The organism is Chlorogloeopsis fritschii PCC 6912, from assembly GCF_000317285.1.
Classification (GTDB): domain Bacteria; phylum Cyanobacteriota; class Cyanobacteriia; order Cyanobacteriales; family Nostocaceae; genus Chlorogloeopsis; species Chlorogloeopsis fritschii.
Genome location: NZ_AJLN01000074.1, coordinates 1 through 20,711, shown reverse-complemented (window position 1 = coordinate 20,711; position 20,711 = coordinate 1). Strand labels below are relative to the sequence as shown.

Below are 20,711 nucleotides of genomic sequence, written 5' to 3'. Positions count from 1 at the left end.
GCAGATCCGACAATCTAGCATAGGCTTTCGAGGGGACAGTATAGGCAGAGATTAACGAAGATTTTTGCTCTGGGGATTGGGAAGAGGACAAGGGGACAAGGTGACACGGGGATCCGGAGAAAGATTCTCCCCTTGTCTCCCCACGCCAGTCGCCCCAAGTCGGGGAACCCGCCCACGGCGCTGGCTCCTCTCCCCCTCCTCTTCTTTGTCCCTAGTCCCTAGTCCCTAATTTTTGTCTAGGAAACCACAGATCAACGCTGATGCCCACCGATAAATTAAAGCAATCCCCTCCTGCTATGGATGCTAATTCTTCACAAATTCCTCATTTTTTGCACTTAGCCTAGAAGCTAGCTATCTGTCAACCATAAGTTGCTTTGAGCATACCCCAATAAATTTCAACTAGACAGACAATCACGGGAAAATCTCTTTCCTGTTCCTTTGATCAGAAGTTCGGAGGGAACCTCCGCACCCTGCACCGAAGCCGCAGAAGCGTCTACAGAGTTCTCTCCGTTCCCTGTTCCCTGTTAATAATCCATGCCCTGTAGAGAAAAAAACTATGACTCAAAACAAAACCGATTCCTACATGAAACTGATGCAAGTTCCCCCTGGCTATCTCAATATTATGGGTTATGTTGATGAATCTGAAGTGAATGGCCCTGGATGTCGTGCTGTGGTTTGGGTACAGGGGTGCCTGCGAGAGTGTCCAGGCTGCTTTAATGAAGAATCTTGGTCATTTGAGATTAATCAGCTAGTATCTGTTGACAATCTTGCCGAAAAAATTCTTAGCAATCCTCGCAATCAAGGGGTAACTTTTTCTGGTGGTGAACCATTCTGGCAAGCTCCGGCACTGGCAACTCTAGCTCGCAAAGTCAAAGCTGCTGGACTGAATGTGATGTCATTTAGTGGTTTTACTTTAGAGCAGTTACAATCCGATTATGCCCCAGCTGGCGCTCTAGACTTGTTAGATCAGTTAGATATTCTGATTGATGGCCCTTATGTCGAATCGCTAGCATTGAACTCTCCTGATTCTCCTGTCTCCTCTAGCAATCAAAGGGTTCATGTTTTCAATCCAGCTTTAGAAGAAAATATTACCTGGGCCAGCGATCAGATAGAGATTCATATTTTCAAAGATGGTAGTCGAATTATCACTGGTTATCGAGGACGCTTGGAACTGGGGGACTAGGGACAAAGAAGAGGAGGGGGAGAGGGAGAGAGGGGAGACAAGGGGAAAATCTTTCTCCACCTCCCCTAGTCACCTTGTCCTCTTCTTCCCAATCCCCAATCCCTAGTCCCCTGCATTTAGGCTTTCTTTCTCTGTTTTTCACATCCCAATCTAAAATCAAGAATTAGTAGTCACAAAATCTGGAGACCACTATGCGCCTACTACACACGATGCTGCGAGTTGGTAATCTCGAAGAGTCCCTTAAGTTCTACTGTGATGTCCTGGGAATGAAGCTACTGCGCCGAAAAGATTATCCAGGGGGAGAATTTACTCTCGCTTTTATTGGTTATGGTGACGAAAGTGACAATACCGTCATTGAACTCACTTATAACTGGGGTGTGGATAAGTATGAATTGGGCAATGCTTACGGTCACATTGCCATTGGGGTTGATGATATTTATGCTACCTGTGATGAAATTAAAAATCGTGGTGGTAAGGTAGTGCGTGAACCAGGGCCAATGAAACATGGTTCTACGGTAATTGCCTTTGTAGAAGACCCAGATGGATATAAAGTAGAACTGATTCAACTGGGTACTCAAGGTTCTACTGTCAAACAGGAAACAGAACAAAAACTTGTGACTCAGTGATTTTGAGGTAACTTTGTAGGAGATCAACTTGAGCGTCAAGCAATGCCTGCGCCAAAGGATTTATGTGTTAAAAGTATTAGCGGGGGGGCTAGCCAGTTGGAGTTTTTTCAGCCAAATCTGTTTAGCTTCACTAGCAAACTCTTTGCTACCTCAAAAGCAACTGTCCCCAGCGGCTGAGATCGGTGCTTGGAAAGCTGAATTATCACCCCATTCTTACTTTGAGTCATCATTAGCAGCCAATGAGCCTGTTAATGTTGACATGGATTCTGATTTGCGAAATAAGCAAACTTCAGTTGCCGAATTGTCTGATGTTAAGCCGACAGATTGGGCTTATCAGGCATTGCGATCGCTCATCGAACGTTATGGTGTCATCTCAGGTTATCCAGATGGCACCTTTGGTGGTAACCGTCCCCTCAGCCGCTATGAGTTTGCAGCAGCCCTTGCGGCTACCCTCGAACAAGTAGAAGGTTTAATTACCAATGGTGAGGGCGATCGCTATATCCAAGAAGACGCGATTGTTTTAAGGCGGTTGCAAACAGACTATAAATTGGCTTTAGAAGATTTACAGCAGCGTCTTAATAGAATAGATAGGCGTACAATTGAACTAAATGCAAATCAATTTTCTCCCACAACTAAGCTGCAAGGTCAACAAATTATTGCTCTTAGTGATGGTAGTGATGCCAACAAAACTGTTATCTCCCGTTCCCGCTTAACCCTTTCTACAAGCTTCAACCAACAAGATTTATTAGTAACCCAATTAGAATCTGGCAACAATGGTGGTGATGCCACTGGTTTAGCGCAACAAGAACAGCGCAACCTTTTGGGAGTTGCTGGTTTTATCGCCAATGGTGGTGGACTTGATTATGCAGAAGTTGAATCTTCTGTCAAGCTCAGACGTTTGTACTATACTTTTCGCCCTTGGCAAGATGTAGCATTAACCGTTGGTGCTAAGATGTTGCCGCGAGATTTTATTGATCGCAATAGATATGCTAACAACGAGGCAATAGATTTTAGTTCTAGCTTTTTTTTGAATAATCCTTTAATTGTTCAAAACCAAATTGATCGTAATGGTGGTGCAGGTGCTGCCATTTTGTGGAATCCTAGTGGCGGTAAAGTGACTTTGCGATCGCTCTACATTGCTGCTGATGCTAATCAACCAAATGCCGATACTACAGAAGGTGGTTTATTTGGCGATCGCTATCAAGCAAGCGTAGAAGTAGAATACTTACCCAGCGATAAGATAGCTCTAAGATTACAATATACAAATGCTTTAATTAATAATACTGATATTAACGTCTTTGGTATTAATGCTGAGTATGCATTAAACCGCAATACAGGCATCTTCGGTCGCTTTGGATTTGGTAGTTATAATGGATTCAACACTGCCATAAATGAAAATTTAGATTTACATCCCTTTAGTTGGGCTATTGGTTTGGGTTCCCGTAACTTTATGCTTCCTGGTACTGTTGCAGGTATAGCTGTTGGTCAACCTTTTGTCAGCGATAATCTAGGTAGCGCCACCCAAACTAATTTTGAGGCATTCTATAATCTCCAGTTGAGTGACAACCTTAGTATTACTCCCGCATTCTCACTAGTTACAAATCCTGATAACGATAGTTCTAAAGGTACTATTTGGCAAAGCACTCTTAGAAGTGTATTTTCGTTTTAAATTGAGGAATGAAGGATAGGGGCTTAGGGGCTAGTAGCTAGAGGCTAGAAAAAAAGATTTCCTAGTCCCTAGTCCCCAGTCTCTAGCCCCTAATCTCAAATTGCAACTGTAGATACAAGCAGATGCGGCCTGATAATGGTTGGATAAATATTTAGGACATACTTTCCGTAGTTTAAGATTTAAAATTCCAAATCAAAAATTGTCAAGATGCAGCCTACAGATCCGGATAAATTTACAGATAAAGCCTGGGAAGCGATTGTCAAATCTCAGGATATAGTACGCGCATATCAACAACAGCAACTAGATGTTGAACATTTAATACTGGCTTTATTCCAGCAAGAAAACGGTTTAGCAGCACGTATTCTCAACCGTGCGGGTGTAGATGCTAACCGTTTGCAACAGCAACTAGAAGAGTTTGCCCGTCGTCAACCCAAAGTAGGTAGAAGCGATCAACTCTACCTCGGCCGCTATTTAGACACGATGTTAGACTTGGCCGAAGAAGCGAGAGTACGGATGAATGATTCCTATATCTCTGTGGAACACTTACTTTTAGGTTTTGCAGAAGATGAGCGCATTGGACGGCGGATGCTAAAAAGCTTTAATCTAGATACAGCAAAACTAGAGGCTACTATTAAAGTGATTCGCGGTAGTCAAAAGGTAACAGACCAAAATCCAGAATCTCGCTATGAAGCTCTACAAAAGTTTGGTAGAGATTTGACAGAACAAGCCAAAGCTGGGAAGCTTGACCCGGTAATTGGGCGAGATGACGAAATCCGTCGGGTAATTCAGGTATTGTCTCGTCGTAGCAAAAATAATCCAGTTTTGATTGGTGAACCTGGAGTTGGTAAGACTGCGATCGCGGAAGCTTTAGCCCAGCGAATTGTGAATGGCGATGTGCCTGAATCTTTGAAAAATCGCCAACTTATTGCCCTAGATATGGGTAGTTTGATTGCCGGTGCTAAATACCGAGGTGAATTTGAAGACCGTTTAAAATCGGTTCTCAGGGAAGTTACTGAATCTAACGGTCAAATAGTCCTGTTTATTGACGAACTGCATACTGTTGTTGGCGCTGGTTCTGGGCAACAAGGTTCGATGGATGCAGGTAACTTGCTTAAACCCATGCTGGCGCGGGGAGAATTGCGCTGTATTGGGGCAAGCACTCTAGACGAATATCGCAAATATATTGAAAAAGACGCCGCCTTAGAAAGACGCTTTCAACAAGTATATGTGGATCAGCCCAGCGTCGAAAATACAATTTCCATTCTGCGGGGACTAAAAGAGCGTTACGAAGTTCATCACAACGTCAAAATTTCTGATTCAGCCTTAGTAGCAGCTGCTACCCTCTCAGCAAGATATATTAACGATCGCTTTTTGCCTGATAAAGCCATTGACTTGGTGGATGAAGCAGCAGCCCAATTAAAAATGGAGATTACATCCAAACCCGCAGAATTGGAAGCGATTGATCGTCGCTTAATGCAGCTAGAAATGGAAAAGCTGTCGTTGGCTGGAGAAGAGAAGGCGACAATGCAAACTCAAGAACGTTTGCAGCGAATTGAGCGAGAAATTGCTAATTTAACAGAAAAACAGCAGGATTTTAATGAGCAGTGGCAAGGTGAAAAGCTGCTACTAGAGGCAATTAGTGCTTTGAAGCAAGAAGAAGAAAAGCTGCGGGTACAAATTGAACAGGCAGAACGTGCCTACGATCTCAACAAAGCTGCCCAGTTAAAGTATGGCAAATTGGAGGGAGTGCAGCGCGATCGCGAAGTCAAAGAAGCCGAATTATTGAAAATTCAAGCGCAAGGTCAAACTCTGTTGCGAGAACAAGTCACAGAAGCTGATATTGCCGAAATTGTTGCTAAATGGACGGGAATCCCGGTAAATCGCCTGTTGGAATCAGAACGGCAAAAATTGCTACAACTGGAAAGTCACCTGCACGAGAGAGTTGTTGGACAAGAGGAAGCAACAGCAGCAGTAGCAGCAGCAATTCGTCGCGCTCGTGCTGGCATGAAAGATCCCAGTCGCCCCATCGGCTCATTTTTGTTTATGGGGCCGACAGGAGTCGGCAAAACCGAACTCGCCCGCGCTCTAGCTCAGTTTCTCTTTGATTCGGACGACGCCCTCGTGCGTTTGGATATGTCCGAATATATGGAAAAGCACTCAGTATCTCGCTTGGTGGGAGCGCCTCCAGGATACGTAGGTTATGAAGAAGGCGGGCAACTGTCGGAAGCAATTCGCCGTCGTCCTTACTCAGTGGTACTGTTGGATGAAGTCGAAAAAGCCCATCCAGATGTGTTTAATATACTATTGCAAGTATTGGATGATGGTAGAATCACTGATTCTCAGGGGAGAACCGTTGATTTTCGCAATACTGTGATTGTGATGACCAGTAACATTGGTAGCGAATATATCTTAGATATATCTGGTGATGACTCTCAGTACGAGAAAATGCGAAATCGGGTGATGGATGCTTTGCGATCGCACTTCCGCCCTGAATTTCTCAATCGCGTAGATGATTTGATTATTTTTCATCCCCTCAATCGCAGTGAAATGCGGCAAATTGTTCGTATTCAACTCAAGCGAGTGGAAAATCTGCTTTCCGATCAAAAAATTTCCTTGGAAATATCTCCGAGTGCTTGCGATTACCTTGTAGAAGTAGGTTACGATCCCGTTTACGGCGCACGCCCCATCAAACGGGCAATCCAAAGAGAAGTGGAAAATGCGATCGCCACCAAAATCTTGGAGAATGCCTTTATGGCTGGCGATACGATTGTCATTGACAAAGGAGATAAAGGACTGAACTTTAGTAAGAAAAAAGTAGTTACAGTCCCAGCATCGGCAAATATAACTCCTATCTTAGAAGCTTCTCGCGAGTCTTAATGTTAGAGATATAAAAATTGAGGGCAATAATATATTTTAAATATTCCTTCTGCCCTCATTTCTCTACTGCTAGATCTAAGAAAATTTTTGAAAGTCAATTGTGATTTTTAAACTTTTTTAAAAACTCCTACCCACCCATCTTTTTTACCAAAAAAACCTAAGGAAATATGAAATAGTAATGAATTGATTAATTCTACAAATTGGTAAAATCTGGTAGTGGTACTTTTCAAATATTTTCCTCTCACATATGTAGATCTATAATGGCGTTTCCGATATTTGAGATCTATTAAATGTAGTTTGTTGCGAGAATAATATTGAACTTGAGACGCTTGTTTACCAAATACCATCATGATAGAGAGAGGTGAATATGGCTTAACATGGTCAAAATCATCATAAAAATAATTAGTAAATAATGGAGTTGCAATTATTAAATAACCTCCTGATTTGAGTCTATCAAGATATCCGTCCATAAAATCTTTTAAATCAGATGGACTAAAATGCTCAATAATATGAGACATTAAAATAATATCAAACTGGGATTCATTCGTATGAACAAAGTCTTCTACAGTTACACAATTAAGACCTTGATTTTGATTAATTTCAATAAGTTGGGAATTTATATCTACACCTAAAACTTTGTAACCAGTTTGCTGAAGTAAACTTATTTTTCTACCATATCCACAACCAACATCTAAGATTCGGTATTCTTTGTGGTTATTGTGGGAATATTTGTTACAGAAATTAAGTATGATGGGTAAATCATAGTCATGATTTATTAACGAATAATAGAGTTTTTTAATTTCTTTGTACAAAGTATGATTAGCTAGTTTACTCATAGTAATTTTTTAGTAGAAAATCAATTATCATAATTCAGTAAATAATTAATATTTGTAAAAATATAGGAAGCTTGAAAGCCTTGAAACATTTGGAGCTTTCCAAACGACCAATTTAAAATCCAAAATCTCAAAAGGTATAACCGATTTTAGGCGAAATTCAGCCCTGTATTTGTAGAGGGTAGGGAAAACCGAATCTACAATATGCAGTTATCCCTGACTTAAAATGAGTGATCGTCTTGGAGAACAACCGCTAAAATTCTCACTGAGATACTTTTATTTAATTACAAGTCATGATAGAACAAGGCACCATCAGTATTCATACTGAAAATATTTTCCCGATTATCAAGAAGTCTCTGTACTCCGATCACCAAATTTTCTTGCGGGAATTGATATCTAATGCGGTAGATGCGATCCAAAAGCTGAAAATGGTATCCCGCGCAGGAGAGTATTCTGGTGATATTGGCGAACCAGAAATTCAAATTTCCATAGATAAAAATCAAAAGACTCTCTCTATCACCGATAATGGCATCGGCATGACAGCCGATGAAGTCAAAAAATATATTAATCAAGTTGCTTTTTCTAGTGCTGAAGAATTTATTCACAAGTACAAAAATGTATCAGAACAACCAATAATCGGTAACTTTGGACTAGGTTTTTACTCCTCCTTCATGGTGGCAAAACAAGTCGAAATCGATACCTTATCCTACAAAGAAGGAGCGCAGGCAGTTCATTGGACTTGTGATGGTTCCCCAGAGTTCACCTTGGCAGAATCATCCCGCACGACTCGCGGCACCACCATTACTCTTCATCTCATGGAGGAGGAACTAGAATATTTAGAATCAGCACGAATTAAGAATCTTGTCAATACTTACTGTGACTTCATGCCAGTGCCCATCAAACTAGATGGCGAGGTTTTAAATAGGCAAAAGGCACCGTGGCGCGAGTCTCCCAACAATCTGAGTCAGGAAGATTATTTAGAATTTTACCGTTACCTGTATCCTTTCCAAGAAGAACCTCTGCTGTGGGTGCATCTGAATACAGATTATCCGTTTATCATTAATGGTATTTTGTATTTTCCCAGATTGAGACCAGATGTAGATGTAACTAAAGGGCAAATTAAGTTATTCTGCAATCAAGTTTTTGTTAGCGATCACTGTGAAGAAATCATTCCCCAATTTCTTTTACCCATGCGGGGTGTGATTGATAGCAGTGATATTCCCCTGAACGTATCGCGCAGTGCCCTGCAAACCGATCGCACTGTTCGCAAAATCGGTGACTACATCGCCAAAAAAGTAGGCGATCGCCTCAAAGAACTTTACCGCGATAACCGCGAACAGTATATCAGCGCGTGGAAAGATCTCGGCACTTTTATGAAATTCGGGGTCATGAATGATGAGAAATTTAAAAAACAAATCGAAGAATTCATCATCTTTCGCACCACTGCCAAGCAGCCAGAACAAACTGCTTCTGAAACTCCCGCAGTACAAGTTCAATCCGAACAAGGAGACGCTTGGCAAGATGTCACTTCCACAACTGGGGAACAAGAAAATCTCAAATATCAATACACAACTCTCAAAGAGTATTTAGAGCGCAACAAAGAACGCCATCAAAACCGTGTTTTTTACTGTACTGATGAAAGCGCACAAGCAGCTTACGTAGAACTACATAAAAAACAAGGTTTGGAAGTCCTATTTATGGACTCCTTCATCGACACCCACTTTATCAACTTTTTAGAGCGGGAATACACAGATGTTAAATTTACGCGGGTAGACTCCGATTTGGATCAAACCCTGTTGGATAAAGACAAAGCTGGAGAAATTGTCGATCCTAAAACAAATAAAACCCGCAGCGAAGTTATCAAAGAGCTATTCGAGAAGGCTCTCAACAAACCCAAGGTTAATATCCGCACCGAAGCCCTAAAATCTGACGATCCGCAAGGAACACCGCCAGCGATGGTATTACTACCAGAAATTTTACGTCGCCTGCGGGAAATGAATGCTTTAATGCAGCAGCAAGCAGCCGAGTTTCCTGAAGACCATATTTTACTAGTAAATACTGCTCATCCACTGATTCAAAATCTAGCAAATCTCAGTCAAGGCAGTATTATTCAAGGAGATGGAGAATCGCCTACAACTGCCTTAGTCAATATGATTTGCCATCACATCTACGATTTGGCATTGATGTCTCAAAAAGGATTTGATGCTGAGGGAATGAAAGCCTTCGTTGAGCGTTCTAACGAAGTACTCACTCAGTTGACAGAAAAAGCGACTAGATAAGGGTACTGGAGATTGGTGATTGGGAATAAGAGGACACGGGGACAGATCAATTAAAAATTTTGCTCGGTTGCATTTTTAATTTTCTAGCCTCTAGCCCCTAGCCCCTAGTCCCTAATCCCTAGTACCTTTACACGATTGACACAAGATGTGAATAAAATAGAAGATCGTGGTCAAAATAAATTGGAGATTCAAGCAATGTCTCGTCGCTGTCAACTAACTGGCAAAAAGGCTAATAATGCCTTTGCAATTTCCCACTCTCACCGTCGCACCAAGCGCCTTCAATATGCGAATCTGCAAAGTAAGCGCGTTTGGTGGCCTGAAGGTAATCGCTGGGTAAGACTTAAGCTTTCTACCAAAGCCATCAAAACTTTGGAAACTAAAGGCTTACAAGCAATGGCAAAAGAAGCTGGAATTAATCTTAATCACTTCTAAACTGCTTCCACAAAGCACAAGCAAGGAACTGGCAGAGAGAACAGTCGTAACGCACCTTATTTAAAGGTGCGTTACTCGTTCTTGAAGGCTACTACTGGCACAGCTAAAATAAAACAATATTACGGATTGCAGTACATACATTGTGCTGGATCGGCATATTCAATGCCATTTGGAAATGTTTTTTCTTGACTAAATCCACATTTTTGACATTGATGAATAACAGCAAGAGTCAAGGAAGTGGGCGTATAGCAGAGCGCACAAGGTAATCCCTGAATTCTTTTAGTGATTTCAAAACCAGGCGTAGAACATTTTGGGCAACGGCTGTTTATTTTACTCACTAAGTTTTGGGTAGCTTTAGCGATATTTTTCATCCGTGTAGGGTTATACATCGCCCGCATATCTGTTTCCAGGTGTATTTTTCCTGTCGGTGAATTTTTAATCATAAAATTCACCGCTTCTATAAGTTTTTCTTCTGAAACTATTCCTTTAATAACTTCATTATTATTTTGAGGTAACTCTCTGAGCATAACTACCAAACCATGTTCAGGAAAGCCAACTTTTTTAGCAAATTTCAATGCCTGTTCGCTATTCTCTACAACTATATGATTATGATTAGTTTCTGTAGAAAATTCTTCTCCAATTATTTCTAAATTTTGGTTTTTATCTAAGAGAATGACAATTTCTCTATTACTAGAAATAAAAGGTATATCAGGATGAGGCGCAAAACTTCCTTCGCTGGATATAGCTAGAGTCTCACCAGTTAATTCTAATGCTTTTTGAGCTTTCAATCTGGCAGCTTCAATTTGATTACCTGGACGTTTAATTTCTCTAGTAAAAGTACCGAAAGCATCAGTATTAAAATCTTGAGGTACGATAACCTTAATGCCTAATTCTGCTTCTAAAATTGGGGCAATAACTTTTTCTTTTTGGTGCATCGTCGCCAGCACTGCTATCCGGTTGGTAAATAATGAATCTTTTGGCATTCTTTACCTCCTTTGATATTGCCTTAGCATGGGTTGGGGAGAACAACTTCCTTATATATCAGGCTTTTTAGCAAGGATGTATTTTAGCGGTTTTCAGCTTTGATGAATACTTCAAACTCCTCCAGAGCCTGACTAACTCCGACTTCTTGAGCACGCTTCATAAATCGCGGGATAATTTCTACAACAGCTACATTTTCAACTGTAGGGCTTGTTTGCGACTCAATATACTTGCCTTCTCGCAATACATTAATTCTTAAGTTCTCACCTTCGTAAATCCATAGCTCTGGTACTCCCAAAACTTCATAAGCATCTAGTTCCGTTTTCGAGGTAACATCGGTTTCTAGGGCTAAGTCAGGTGGTGGATCTACAGTCAAATCCAATCGATTCTTACCTATTACAGCTTTATAGTTTTGGATGTAGAAGCAATCATCTGGCTCAATACCTGCTGCCATATCCTTTCGCTTCAAAGTCGTAGAGCCAAGGGGTTCCCAAGAACGTTTCTGAACTTTCAGCAGGATTTTTACTAAATCAGCAAGCAAAACTTTTGCTCGTTCATGCTCTGGCAATGGAGCCATGATTTCTAGAATTCCTTTAGCATAAGCAATTCGAGATGAGCGCTGTTCTCCTAATTCAGCGAGAATTTCTTCCAACCCTTCCCAGGAAACAGGCTGTAGTGTAACTTTTTGACCTGGTTCTAATCGTAGGCTAATAGAAGTTGTTGGCATGGCGAGCGATCGCACTGCTATCGATGGTTTTATTTTTGTTGGATGAGTTGTGCCTGAGATGTTAAAGATATTTTGTTTACATTTCTTAATCTAAGACATCTCAGACAAAATTAACTAAGCTTGTTCTTGAGGAACTTGTGTGATTTGTGCCAGTTCCTTCTCTTTGTCGAGTCTGCGCTTTCTGGCATATAGCTGAATAGTCACAGCCATCAAAATAATCAAGCCAAAAATTACCCAGACTGTCAGATCTGTAGGCAAATTATTCTTGAACACCGCTAGCATGACAATTACCACTAGCAGCAGAGTCGGAGCTTCATTCATAGCACGCATTTGTTTGCTAGTCCATTTACATCTGTCTTCTGCCAACTGTTTCATCAAACGACTGCAGTAATGATGATAAACAAGTAAAAGCGCTACAAATCCAAGTTTGAAGTGCAACCAACCCTGTTTTAAATAGTCTGGTACTGTTACCAGCAAGCCAATAGCACACGCCACTGTCACCAACATTCCCGGAGTGGTGATGATATTGTAGAGGCGTTTTTCCATGATTTGATACTGATTTTTGAGTATTGTCTTGGCTGGTTCTGGTTCTTGATTGGCTTCTATGTGATAGATGAAAAGACGTACTAGATAAAATAATCCGGCAAACCAAACGACAACGCCGATGATATGAAATGCTTTAAACCAGGAATAAGCCATGTAATGATACCTGCCTTTGTTAACTTATGCTAGAGAAGCGATCGCCTCCGCTACCAATCCCCTCAATAACAGGTTACGGCAAAACCTTGTGTGGCAATTACTAGCTAGGCGGTGCAAAGATAAAGAAGTGTGAAGCCTGCTGATAAGGCACTCGCCCAAAATTTTAAATAGCAAATCCCAGAACTACATTTACTGTTCATTAGAAAAGCGCTGTGAATTACCCCTTGGCATTAATTCCATTCACAGAAAAATACTTTCAACTATCAAATTTTTGTTAGTTATTTCTACTTAATTCTTCAGATCTGCAATTTATCCTCAACTACCTAACTAAGTATTTTCCTAAACTAATTGTGACTTTTTAACTTGTCTTAACCTGTACACAGGGTTAAACTACAACAAATCAGTAGATTTCTTGTAGTAATTTGCAATGATTAATCAAAAACAGGGTAGCATCAACAATTTTCAATTAGGCAACAAGGTGCTGATTCTACATCCAGGATACGTAGCAGGAAAGCTAGGAGTCGTATGTGGGCAAGAATGCCAATCTAGTCAGCGTTGGCTGATCCGGGTGGATTTGGAAGATATTGTGGTATCACTAACTACACAAGAGTTTCATGTACTTAATCTGGATGGAAAGTTACATGAGATGAGCGGCTCTAACCTTTAGAAAAGCGATCGCTTTCCTAAATGCATGACTCATCGTATCAGTTCTAATTACTGGTTAAAAAACTCCCAAAGCGCAACCAGTAGCCTAAAGCCAACACAACTGATACAGCCAAGATGACGGTGATAATGGATTTAAAATCCCCACCTTGATCTGGCAAAATATCTGTGACTTGCACCGTTTGTAAAGGAAAGTTACCAAGCAATCGATCAACTCTTACTTGATCTTCAACGACTAGACTTAGACCAGGCCAAACGTATTGGTTATTATAATCATTTGGCCCTTTTTTAACACCACCAAAATTTTCAAATAAAGCATCGTCGTAATAGGTGGTGTCTGTTACTGCTTGGTTATGAAAGGCAATTAAAGGAGGGTGATGCTGTTGATTGGAAAGCGAAAAATAGATTTTTTTCTCTTGACTAGCGATATAGTCAAAGTTAGATAGTGGTTGCCAGTATGATGTTTTTACCCAAGACTGGGGCTTAACAATATCGTCATCTGCTCCGTGCATAATCCCAATCGGGATATTTAACTGACTACCGATGTCACTGATATTGATTGGTGCTGTTGCAAACGGAGAGCGAAACAGTTTTAGAATCCAGATGGCGATTCGAGGAATCCCCATCTCCGTGCTTGGTGCTGGATCGGCAGTGATAATTTGTTGGGGAAAAAACTTTTTTTGGTTTTCATCGGTGATATAAATAGGCCAACTTAACGCTAACAATCCTCCCAGAGAATGACCAAATACATAGAAATCAAACTCTTGTTGAGCGAGTTGGGGATTAACTTTGCACAGGTGTTGCCAAGATTGCTCGGTTAAAGCGATCGCATTTTTTATCCACTCTGAAGGTTGATGTGCAAGACTGAAACCGACAGTAGAAATTAAGTGGATTAGATTCTTGCCATAGGTATCATTGAACCAAGTGTAAATAAGTTTCACGATAAGGATAATCGTCGCTACAGCTAAGGAAGTACGAAGGTAGTTAAATCGCTTAGGTTCGTCTAGATTTCCTTGAATAGTAGGAATTTCTTGCGATGTCTGTTCTTCTAGGCTGCTAAACAAGCTTTCGGGTTGAAATTTATTGAATTTTGAACTTTTATTAGTCGCAATTTTTAAAGCCCTAGAAACCCAAAGTGAAAAATGAGGCTTTTCTACGTTGGCTTTCTGCGTTTTTTCAGCTACCCTGCTATTTGGATATTCACTTTTTTGAAAATCTAGAAAGAAAATGTAATAGCCCCTTTTAGCCAATACTTCTAAATGAGCTTCATAGAATTGGGGCATACATAAAGCAAAACCGTGTAAATAAGTAATAAGCTTTAGTTTACCTTGTTTATTAAAATAAGGATTGTCAGGTACAAAAACTCGGATAAAGTTAGCTTTTACATGACTGCCAGACTGATATATTTTATAACCGTCTTTTTGCTCATAATGCCAAATCTCAGGTAGATTACTACTTGTATTATTTCCCATAAATCTATTCTCCAACATGAAATTAAGGAGTTTAAGGCTATCAAAAAATTTTGATGAAGATTTGAACTGTTCTGATTTGTGTATGACTAATTTTCTTTGATATTTTGTGGAGTAATACCTTTCATGTAAATTAGCCAAGTAAATATAGCTACTCCTGCTTCTGTTCCTAATAAGTCATGGAGGATATGAAATAAAGCATTGAAAAGTATTTGAGGATTAGTATAAGGATTGCCACCAAACTTATCTAGCAGAAAGACAAAGCTTAAGTTAACTCCTACTGAAAAAAATGGCACAAGCATAATTTTCCAATTCTGGAGAACCTTATAACCGCGATAAGTTAATACGCTAAAAACTAAAGTCAGCGCAATATAGATAGGAACTTTAAAGTTATCGTTGTTTTCTTGATAACCTAAAGGGTACAAAATGGAAACAACTAACAAACTAATTGCAAAGATAATGTTAATTAAATTAGTGATTGCGGTAGTCTTTTCAATTAATCCATCTGACCACAAAGCAAATGCTGAAATCAAGAAAAAATAAAACATGAAGTTCAGCATTGTGAAATCATTTTGATAATACCAACACTGTGTAACGTGCCAGCCAATTTCTGAGGCGATCGCTACCATAATAAAAGCTAGACCTAACTGAGAAGCAAAAATTGTTCTAATTGGAAATCCCAGATTATTTAAACTTTGGTAAAAAATCCTCATTGCTAAAGGAATCAGTCCAAAAGTTAAAACGTGGGTGATAATCAATCCGAATTTCCAACCACCAGTAATGCAGGTTCGAGGCTGAACTGTTGTAGACTCCGCAATTCCTGGTAATATTGCCAGCACGTAAGCAAATCCTGCTAAACCGATGAAGAAGCAGAGGGCAATAAAACCTAAGTGTACGCTGAATATTTTGCTATTGGTTCTATCTTCTAGATTGTACATAGATGCAATTTTTTCGATAAAAATTAAATTGGCTGGTTGTAAAAGATTATTAAGCCGCCGATAGAAACTTTGCTAATCGTTTTAACACCAAACGAATACTATGTAAAATATCTGACTTTTCAGGAGATGTGGAAACTAGGCTTTTTAGATGAAGCGATCGCCTAATTTAGCAATGTTTGTAGGGTGGGCATTGCGTAACTTTCCTCAAAATTTTTACGTTGTGGAAAGTGCCCACCTTACAGTTATTGAGAATGGTGCAAGATTTCAGTTTAACTTTCTTTACATTCCTTTAGAGACAACCTCTAATACTATGTAAATTGTCAATTAGACTCTGCACAACGCACAAAAGGCAACAAGTCTATCAAAATAGTCTCGTGATGATGTTCTTGAGGATAATGCCCGACGTCATTAAGTTTAATTAATTCTCCATCTGGTACAGTAGTGGCAAATTTTTCTGCCATATCTAAACTCAACCAAGGATCGTTTTTTCCCCATTGAATGAGAAGAGGTTTTTGCCACTGTTGAAAGCCAGATTCTATTTCTTGCATTGCGTTTGCTAGTTGTAAATTGCGAATACTTGCTAGCAAAGCTCTTCCGGCAGATGAACTTTTTAAATAGGGTTTACGATAAACATCTAAATCGGCATCAGAAATAACGTAACGACTACCACCCTCTAAAGTTCTATCTACCAACAGAGGATCTTGAGTCATCATTTCACCTGCTAAAGGTAAACCCATTTGTTGAATTTTCCAAGGTAACTTTGCAGTGGTAGAAATTGGTGTATTGAGGATAGCGATATTGACAATTTGTTCTGGGTGACGTAAAGCATATTGTAGTCCCACAGAACCTAAAAATCCTTGTACAACTAAGGAAAAACGTTCCAATTCTAAGGCTTTGACAAATTCTTCTAAAGCGCTAATAAATGCCTCAGGAGTGTAAGCAAAATCTCTTTTTTCTGGTTTGGAGGAAAAGCCAAAACCAATCCAATCTGGTGCGATCGCTCTTGTTCCTTGCTGTGCTAAAGCAGGCATAATTTTACGCCAACTGTAACTTTGCGATACTAAACCATGTAAAAAAACAACAGGCAGCAAGTCAGTTCTACCGATGGGTTCGGCTATTCGGTAAAACCACTCTAGGGAATTTACGGTTATCTTATGTTCTGCTAGTGACATTTTTATTTAAAATTCGTAAAAAATCTCCACCACGCGGGTGAGTTTAGCTTGCGTAGTAGCAATTTTTATCACCCGGTTAAGAAGATGTTAAAAATCTAAGTTTGATTAAGAATCAATCATCTCACGAATTGCGTAAGCTGTGGCGGGTGCGAGTAAAACGCCATTGCGATAGTGTCCAGTGGCAAGGAGAATGTTGCTAAACCCTGGTAGTTTACCAATTATTGGTGCTGCACGTCCTTCGGGGCGGGGGCGTAATCCATACCAAGTGCGGATGGTAGTTGCATTTGCTAACTCAGGGCAAAAAGCGATCGCTTGTTGTTTTAAAGACTCCAGTAGTTCTTTATCGGCTAGTATGTCATCAATGCGGTCTTTTGGAAACTCAACTGTTGCACCTACCCAGTAGTCTGCGCCACTAACGGGAACAATATGAACATCATTACCAGTAATTACTGGCTGGAAATGTGGATTACCTAAAGGATGCTCCAACCGAAGATGCCACGCTTGCCCCAGTACAGGACGAATATTAACCCACTGATTTAATTGTGCTGATAGTGGTGACGAACCCAGCCCTGCTGCGAGGATAAACCAATCACTTGCGATTGTGCCTTCTGTTGTTTCCAGTTGGTGGCAAAAATTGGCAATAGTATCTTTCGCCTTCCCGTTTAAGGAGAGGGGGTAGGGAAATGAGGACATCCCTAAAACTTTGACTCCAAATTTAAAAGTCACACCATTGTGACTTGCTGCCTCAACTAAGGCTAACGTTAGCGCTGTTGGATCAATCTGACGATCTTGAGGAGAATAAACAGCACCTATTAATTGTTTCTCTTCTATCTGAGGACAGAATTTTTTCAGCGTTGCAATATCCCAAATTTCCAACTCATAGCCTTGAGAGTGGCGAATATTTACCAACTTTTCCCAACTTTTGAGTTCGCTATTTTCTTGATCTGATCCGATCGCTTCACTTTCATCTGCCGTGAAGGGTTCTAAATTCTCAGGCAACAGCATGAGAATTCCGTGCCGATTGAAAGGAATTTTGCGAGTAGTTATTTGCTCTAATTCTGGAATCAAGGTTTCATAGCGCTGCATACTAGTTTTGCGCATCTGCCAAGCTCTGCCCTTAGTTTTGTGACTAATCACACCCATCAAAACACCCAAGGCAGCTCCTGTAGAAGCTTGTGCAGGCAATTGTTGATCTAGGACAGTGATATTTAAACCTTTAATTTGGCTCAGTTCATAGGCGATCGCTGCACCAACAACACCACAACCGATAATGACTACGTTCATAGCTTTGGAGAAGGGATTAGGTGCTGGAAAGAGGGGAACGTGGGGGAGCTAGAAAATTAAAAATTAAAAATGCAAAATTTTTAATTTATCTATCCCCTATCCCCTGTCCCCCAGTCTTCCTAACTAGCTTTTTTGAGTACTATTTTCAGGAAGCAGGCTGAGGAAATTGTCAATATCTGCAAATGCGGCTTTGGCGTTACTCGAAGCTTTGAGAGTATTGCCAGATTCAGCGGCTTGATCGATTTTAATCAAATGATCAAATAATTCCCGCGCCACTTGACGTGCTTTGGGTTGATCGCTAGGCAGGAGGTTGGGAACAACGTAGTTCATATGCAACCTTGCTTCTGCCATAGGGCCGTGTATAAAATTTTCAACGTTGATCCAATCATTTTTTTGGATCAGCTCTTGTAATTCTTGTGAGCGATCGCGCACAACTTTAATTTCAGGCAGGTATCCCTGAATTTTTTGAATCTGTGCGTAGGTATAAGTTGGAGGTGCTGTGGCAACGGAAGGACTACCACAACTGATCAGAAATGTTGCTAAAAGAACAAGGATTAATGATAAGAAAGAGCGTTGACGCGCCATAAACCAAGCTTATGTGTTGCCGATTACAGTGTCATTTTAGATCGGAGTGTGTAACTTCTTGTTCTGATTCAAAGGGGATTTTGTGGAAATTCTTCAATCGCCACTTGGAATCTTCCAATATCGACAGCGTTTACCTGTTTTTTCTTGACATTTTGAGTATATTTACTTAAGATTTTCTTTTTAAAGTTAATATTCATAAATTCAATGTTTGTCAGGAAAGTCTGATTTAGAGTTGCTAAATTAAAAAGATATTGATAGGGTAAAAGTCCAATATCAAAAGCCTTCTGGCGGTTTTTATGTAGTCCCATCATCCATTAGCAGACACCAGTTGAGGGGAGTGTTTTTCGTGAACGCAGCTGAGATGGCAACAAATCTAGAATTCGCCAGCAAGATTGCAGCAGTGGTGAATTTATTCAAATTCGAGTTTCCCGACGCCAGATCGGATCTTAAACCCTGGACAAACGATCCGCAAACCAGAGAGTTAGTTGATCCAGATTCGATAGACATCGGCTTTCACTTCCCTGGTATCAGTAAATCTTGGCGCAGTCGCAGTATCTTGATTCAAATCCGTTTTTATCAAGATCCTGTTAACGGTTCACGTCGAGCCATCGGTGTGGAGGTAGCAGGATTTACTCATCTTGGCGAACAGTGGCGGCTGTCTACAGTGGAAAATTGGAATTTTGTGGGTGCAACTCAGCCCTCAGAAGAAGTAGGGGAAAAACTCAAGAATTTTTGTCGGCAGATTTTGGAGTTGTTTAATAAATCAAGTGAATAGGAAATAGGGGACAAGGAGGTGAGGGAGGTGAGGAAGTAATAAATTCACACTTTGCAACTACCTTCGTCACAGTACACGGATTTATAGGTGTCAGTACGCTTGCCAAACAGAGTATAACGATTGTCGCGAATTTGTTCGTAGACGCGATCGCCTACCCATTTCACACCCGGTAAAGCACGATATGCATCCACAAAGACACTGCCCAAAGGTAACAATCGCCCAATTTCTTCAGCTGCTGCACTGCCTTGCCAGCGTTTTTCCGGCGTATTCGCATCGATTAAAATCATACCCAACTCACAATCTTGGGGTGTAATTCCCCACTGTTGGATTTTTTCGGAGTCTTGCATGGGAATATAGCGAAATAGCTTTCCTTGATCTAGAGTTTCTAGTAGTTGCACTAAAGTAACGCAGAGATTGCAATTGCCGTCGTAGACGACGTAGTATTGTGTGCTCACGATAGATGTTGGCTAAAAAACTAGTGTATATTACTATTTGTAAATCTAATTATCTATTCTTGACAAACAACATCAGTGCTGTTTAATCGAGACAGTATGGGCTAATACCTAAAACCCAATTTTTTCTGAGGCTGGAACCATGGCAGAAGAGAAAATATTTAGTGTTGATTTTGCAAAAGAGAATCCTTACGCAAATATTCTGCCGCGATCGCCCGTGATTTCTAGCTATAAATCCAAATGGAACGGTATACGTCTAGACTTTCATCGACAGCCTGGTTATGAAACTCCAGAACACAGTCCTAATCAGCATACGCTTAGTATCAGTCTTGTCAATAGACCGATTAAAGCTGAACGATTGTTAGATGGACGCATTCAAACTGAGATCATCAAGTACGGTGATATAGTTGTAGTTCCAGCTAATATCAATCATAAATTGTGTTGGGAATCAGAAGCAGAATTTTTAGTCATCAGCTTAGATTCTGAACTGTTTGATCGTGTCAGTTACGACACCATTGATTTACAACGCTGCGAGATTATTCCTCATTTTACTTTCACCGATCCGCTAATCCAGCATATTGGATTGGCGCTCAAGTCAGAACTTGAGTCAACTAGTATGAGCAGTATTTTATACATAGACTCTTTAGCTGCAACTTTATGCCTTCACTTGCTGAAAAAGTATTCTAAATTTTTGGAGATAATTCCCACATATTCTGAAGGACTTTCTCAGATGAGGTTGCGAAAAGCAATTGAATATATTGATGAGAATCTCGATCAAGATTTATCACTCATGGAAATTGCTGGTATTGTCCAAATGAGTATGTATCATTTCTCACGACTTTTTAAACAGTCCACAGGTTTATCACCTCATCAGTACGTCACAAATTGTAGAATTGAGAAGGCAAAAAGATTATTGGCACGAACTGAGGAAGCAATAAATCAAATTGGCCAGCAAGTTGGTTTTCCAAATCAGAGCCACTTCACTAGCGTGTTTCGCAAGTATATCGGCATAACACCAAAAGCCTACAGAGAGCAAGTAAAAGTTTAAGCAGGGGTAGAAAGTGTTT

The 20,711-nt window shown here is 40.3% G+C and carries 21 protein-coding genes; 10 read left to right on the top strand and 11 right to left on the bottom strand.

Annotated features, from left to right (window positions below; translation table 11 throughout):
* Positions 1-556: 556 nt before the first annotated feature.
* From UYC_RS0113365 to clpB, 4 genes are all read left to right on the top strand, one after another.
* On the top strand, positions 557-1,183 hold the full coding sequence (locus UYC_RS0113365) for a 4Fe-4S single cluster domain-containing protein (RefSeq protein WP_016876337.1): 627 nt from the start codon (positions 557-559) through the stop codon (positions 1,181-1,183).
* Between the two features lie 191 nt (positions 1,184-1,374).
* Positions 1,375-1,809 (top strand): lactoylglutathione lyase, encoded by a 435-nt coding sequence (gene gloA, locus UYC_RS0113360; protein ID WP_016879538.1) that lies wholly within the window; start codon positions 1,375-1,377, stop codon positions 1,807-1,809.
* Positions 1,810-1,831: 22 nt separating this feature from the next.
* Positions 1,832-3,478: an iron uptake porin gene (locus tag UYC_RS0113355; RefSeq protein WP_392408655.1), complete on the top strand. Its 1,647-nt coding sequence runs from the start codon at positions 1,832-1,834 to the stop codon at positions 3,476-3,478.
* Between the two features lie 207 nt (positions 3,479-3,685).
* Complete coding sequence (clpB, locus tag UYC_RS0113350) at positions 3,686-6,355, top strand: ATP-dependent chaperone ClpB (RefSeq protein ID WP_016876334.1); 2,670 nt, start codon at positions 3,686-3,688, stop codon at positions 6,353-6,355.
* Between the two features lie 107 nt (positions 6,356-6,462).
* Here the strand turns inward: clpB and UYC_RS0113345 are convergent, their stop codons facing one another.
* A complete protein-coding gene (locus UYC_RS0113345; RefSeq protein ID WP_016876333.1) occupies positions 6,463-7,191 on the bottom strand; it encodes a class I SAM-dependent methyltransferase in 729 nt (242 codons plus the stop codon).
* Between the two features lie 290 nt (positions 7,192-7,481).
* Here UYC_RS0113345 and htpG point away from each other — a divergent pair, with 290 nt between their 5' ends.
* Both htpG and rpmB read left to right on the top strand, forming a co-directional pair.
* On the top strand, positions 7,482-9,467 hold the full coding sequence (gene htpG, locus UYC_RS0113340) for a molecular chaperone HtpG (RefSeq protein WP_016876332.1): 1,986 nt from the start codon (positions 7,482-7,484) through the stop codon (positions 9,465-9,467).
* 195 nt (positions 9,468-9,662) lie between these two features.
* The gene (gene rpmB, locus UYC_RS0113335; RefSeq protein ID WP_026087578.1) at positions 9,663-9,899 is read left to right on the top strand and encodes a 50S ribosomal protein L28; all 237 of its coding nucleotides are present in this window, start codon (positions 9,663-9,665) and stop codon (positions 9,897-9,899) included.
* Positions 9,900-10,018: 119 nt separating this feature from the next.
* Here the strand turns inward: rpmB and UYC_RS0113330 are convergent, their stop codons facing one another.
* From UYC_RS0113330 to hemJ, 3 genes are all read right to left on the bottom strand, one after another.
* Positions 10,019-10,882: a DUF6671 family protein gene (locus UYC_RS0113330; protein WP_016876330.1), complete on the bottom strand. Its 864-nt coding sequence runs from the start codon at positions 10,880-10,882 to the stop codon at positions 10,019-10,021.
* An 83-nt stretch (positions 10,883-10,965) separates the two neighbouring features.
* Positions 10,966-11,607, bottom strand: coding sequence for a Uma2 family endonuclease (locus UYC_RS0113325; RefSeq protein WP_016876329.1), 642 nt, complete (start codon positions 11,605-11,607; stop codon positions 10,966-10,968).
* A gap of 114 nt (positions 11,608-11,721) precedes the next feature.
* Positions 11,722-12,306, bottom strand: coding sequence for a protoporphyrinogen oxidase HemJ (gene hemJ, locus UYC_RS0113320; RefSeq protein WP_016876328.1), 585 nt, complete (start codon positions 12,304-12,306; stop codon positions 11,722-11,724).
* A 427-nt stretch (positions 12,307-12,733) separates the two neighbouring features.
* Here hemJ and UYC_RS0113315 point away from each other — a divergent pair, with 427 nt between their 5' ends.
* Positions 12,734-12,973: a hypothetical protein gene (locus UYC_RS0113315; RefSeq protein ID WP_016876327.1), complete on the top strand. Its 240-nt coding sequence runs from the start codon at positions 12,734-12,736 to the stop codon at positions 12,971-12,973.
* A gap of 43 nt (positions 12,974-13,016) precedes the next feature.
* Here UYC_RS0113315 and UYC_RS0113310 read toward each other — a convergent pair whose 3' ends face one another.
* Positions 13,017-14,441 carry an alpha/beta hydrolase gene (locus UYC_RS0113310; RefSeq protein WP_016876326.1) on the bottom strand — a complete coding sequence of 475 codons (1,425 nt, stop codon included), beginning with the start codon at positions 14,439-14,441 and terminating at the stop codon, positions 13,017-13,019.
* An 86-nt stretch (positions 14,442-14,527) separates the two neighbouring features.
* A complete protein-coding gene (locus UYC_RS0113305) occupies positions 14,528-15,376 on the bottom strand; it encodes a hypothetical protein (RefSeq protein ID WP_016876325.1) in 849 nt (282 codons plus the stop codon).
* Positions 15,377-15,524: 148 nt separating this feature from the next.
* Between UYC_RS0113305 and UYC_RS38925 the strand changes: the two genes are divergently transcribed.
* Entirely contained in the window at positions 15,525-15,692 is a 168-nt protein-coding gene (locus UYC_RS38925) for a hypothetical protein (RefSeq protein WP_016876324.1), read from the top strand.
* Positions 15,693-15,696: 4 nt separating this feature from the next.
* On the opposite strand, the gene UYC_RS0113295 is transcribed toward UYC_RS38925, so the two are convergent.
* The 4 genes from UYC_RS0113295 to UYC_RS0113280 form a co-directional block, all read right to left on the bottom strand.
* Complete coding sequence (locus tag UYC_RS0113295; protein ID WP_016876323.1) at positions 15,697-16,548, bottom strand: alpha/beta fold hydrolase; 852 nt, start codon at positions 16,546-16,548, stop codon at positions 15,697-15,699.
* A 105-nt stretch (positions 16,549-16,653) separates the two neighbouring features.
* Positions 16,654-17,832: an NAD(P)/FAD-dependent oxidoreductase gene (locus UYC_RS0113290; protein WP_016876322.1), complete on the bottom strand. Its 1,179-nt coding sequence runs from the start codon at positions 17,830-17,832 to the stop codon at positions 16,654-16,656.
* A 123-nt stretch (positions 17,833-17,955) separates the two neighbouring features.
* Positions 17,956-18,417 carry a photosystem II protein PsbQ gene (gene psbQ / locus UYC_RS0113285; protein WP_016876321.1) on the bottom strand — a complete coding sequence of 154 codons (462 nt, stop codon included), beginning with the start codon at positions 18,415-18,417 and terminating at the stop codon, positions 17,956-17,958.
* Between the two features lie 68 nt (positions 18,418-18,485).
* Positions 18,486-18,728 carry a hypothetical protein gene (locus tag UYC_RS0113280; RefSeq protein ID WP_016876320.1) on the bottom strand — a complete coding sequence of 81 codons (243 nt, stop codon included), beginning with the start codon at positions 18,726-18,728 and terminating at the stop codon, positions 18,486-18,488.
* Between the two features lie 35 nt (positions 18,729-18,763).
* Here UYC_RS0113280 and UYC_RS0113275 point away from each other — a divergent pair, with 35 nt between their 5' ends.
* Complete coding sequence (locus UYC_RS0113275) at positions 18,764-19,192, top strand: hypothetical protein (RefSeq protein ID WP_016879536.1); 429 nt, start codon at positions 18,764-18,766, stop codon at positions 19,190-19,192.
* 44 nt (positions 19,193-19,236) lie between these two features.
* Here the strand turns inward: UYC_RS0113275 and UYC_RS0113270 are convergent, their stop codons facing one another.
* Positions 19,237-19,647 carry a thiol-disulfide oxidoreductase DCC family protein gene (locus UYC_RS0113270; protein ID WP_081588153.1) on the bottom strand — a complete coding sequence of 137 codons (411 nt, stop codon included), beginning with the start codon at positions 19,645-19,647 and terminating at the stop codon, positions 19,237-19,239.
* 139 nt (positions 19,648-19,786) lie between these two features.
* On the opposite strand from UYC_RS0113270, the gene UYC_RS0113265 reads away from it, so the two are divergent.
* Positions 19,787-20,692: a helix-turn-helix domain-containing protein gene (locus UYC_RS0113265; RefSeq protein WP_016876317.1), complete on the top strand. Its 906-nt coding sequence runs from the start codon at positions 19,787-19,789 to the stop codon at positions 20,690-20,692.
* Positions 20,693-20,711 lie beyond the last annotated feature (19 nt).

Excerpts from the sequence above, each read along its gene's own strand:
- psbQ (WP_016876321.1), bottom strand. The coding sequence starts at position 18,417 with ATGGCGCGTCAACGCTCTTTCTTATCATTAATCCTTGTTCTTTTAGCA.
- UYC_RS0113325 (WP_016876329.1), bottom strand. The coding sequence starts at position 11,607 with ATGCCAACAACTTCTATTAGCCTACGATTAGAACCAGGTCAAAAAGTT.
- UYC_RS0113305 (WP_016876325.1), bottom strand. The coding sequence starts at position 15,376 with ATGTACAATCTAGAAGATAGAACCAATAGCAAAATATTCAGCGTACAC.
- UYC_RS0113265 (WP_016876317.1), top strand. The coding sequence starts at position 19,787 with ATGGCAGAAGAGAAAATATTTAGTGTTGATTTTGCAAAAGAGAATCCT.
- htpG (WP_016876332.1), top strand. The coding sequence starts at position 7,482 with ATGATAGAACAAGGCACCATCAGTATTCATACTGAAAATATTTTCCCG.
- UYC_RS0113310 (WP_016876326.1), bottom strand. The coding sequence starts at position 14,441 with ATGGGAAATAATACAAGTAGTAATCTACCTGAGATTTGGCATTATGAG.
- UYC_RS0113345 (WP_016876333.1), bottom strand. The coding sequence starts at position 7,191 with ATGAGTAAACTAGCTAATCATACTTTGTACAAAGAAATTAAAAAACTC.
- UYC_RS0113295 (WP_016876323.1), bottom strand. The coding sequence starts at position 16,548 with ATGTCACTAGCAGAACATAAGATAACCGTAAATTCCCTAGAGTGGTTT.
- hemJ (WP_016876328.1), bottom strand. The coding sequence starts at position 12,306 with ATGGCTTATTCCTGGTTTAAAGCATTTCATATCATCGGCGTTGTCGTT.
- UYC_RS0113280 (WP_016876320.1), bottom strand. The coding sequence starts at position 18,728 with ATGATGGGACTACATAAAAACCGCCAGAAGGCTTTTGATATTGGACTT.
- UYC_RS38925 (WP_016876324.1), top strand. The coding sequence starts at position 15,525 with ATGAAGCGATCGCCTAATTTAGCAATGTTTGTAGGGTGGGCATTGCGT.
- UYC_RS0113365 (WP_016876337.1), top strand. The coding sequence starts at position 557 with ATGACTCAAAACAAAACCGATTCCTACATGAAACTGATGCAAGTTCCC.
- UYC_RS0113290 (WP_016876322.1), bottom strand. The coding sequence starts at position 17,832 with ATGAACGTAGTCATTATCGGTTGTGGTGTTGTTGGTGCAGCGATCGCC.
- clpB (WP_016876334.1), top strand. The coding sequence starts at position 3,686 with ATGCAGCCTACAGATCCGGATAAATTTACAGATAAAGCCTGGGAAGCG.
- UYC_RS0113315 (WP_016876327.1), top strand. The coding sequence starts at position 12,734 with ATGATTAATCAAAAACAGGGTAGCATCAACAATTTTCAATTAGGCAAC.
- gloA (WP_016879538.1), top strand. The coding sequence starts at position 1,375 with ATGCGCCTACTACACACGATGCTGCGAGTTGGTAATCTCGAAGAGTCC.
- rpmB (WP_026087578.1), top strand. The coding sequence starts at position 9,663 with ATGTCTCGTCGCTGTCAACTAACTGGCAAAAAGGCTAATAATGCCTTT.
- UYC_RS0113330 (WP_016876330.1), bottom strand. The coding sequence starts at position 10,882 with ATGCCAAAAGATTCATTATTTACCAACCGGATAGCAGTGCTGGCGACG.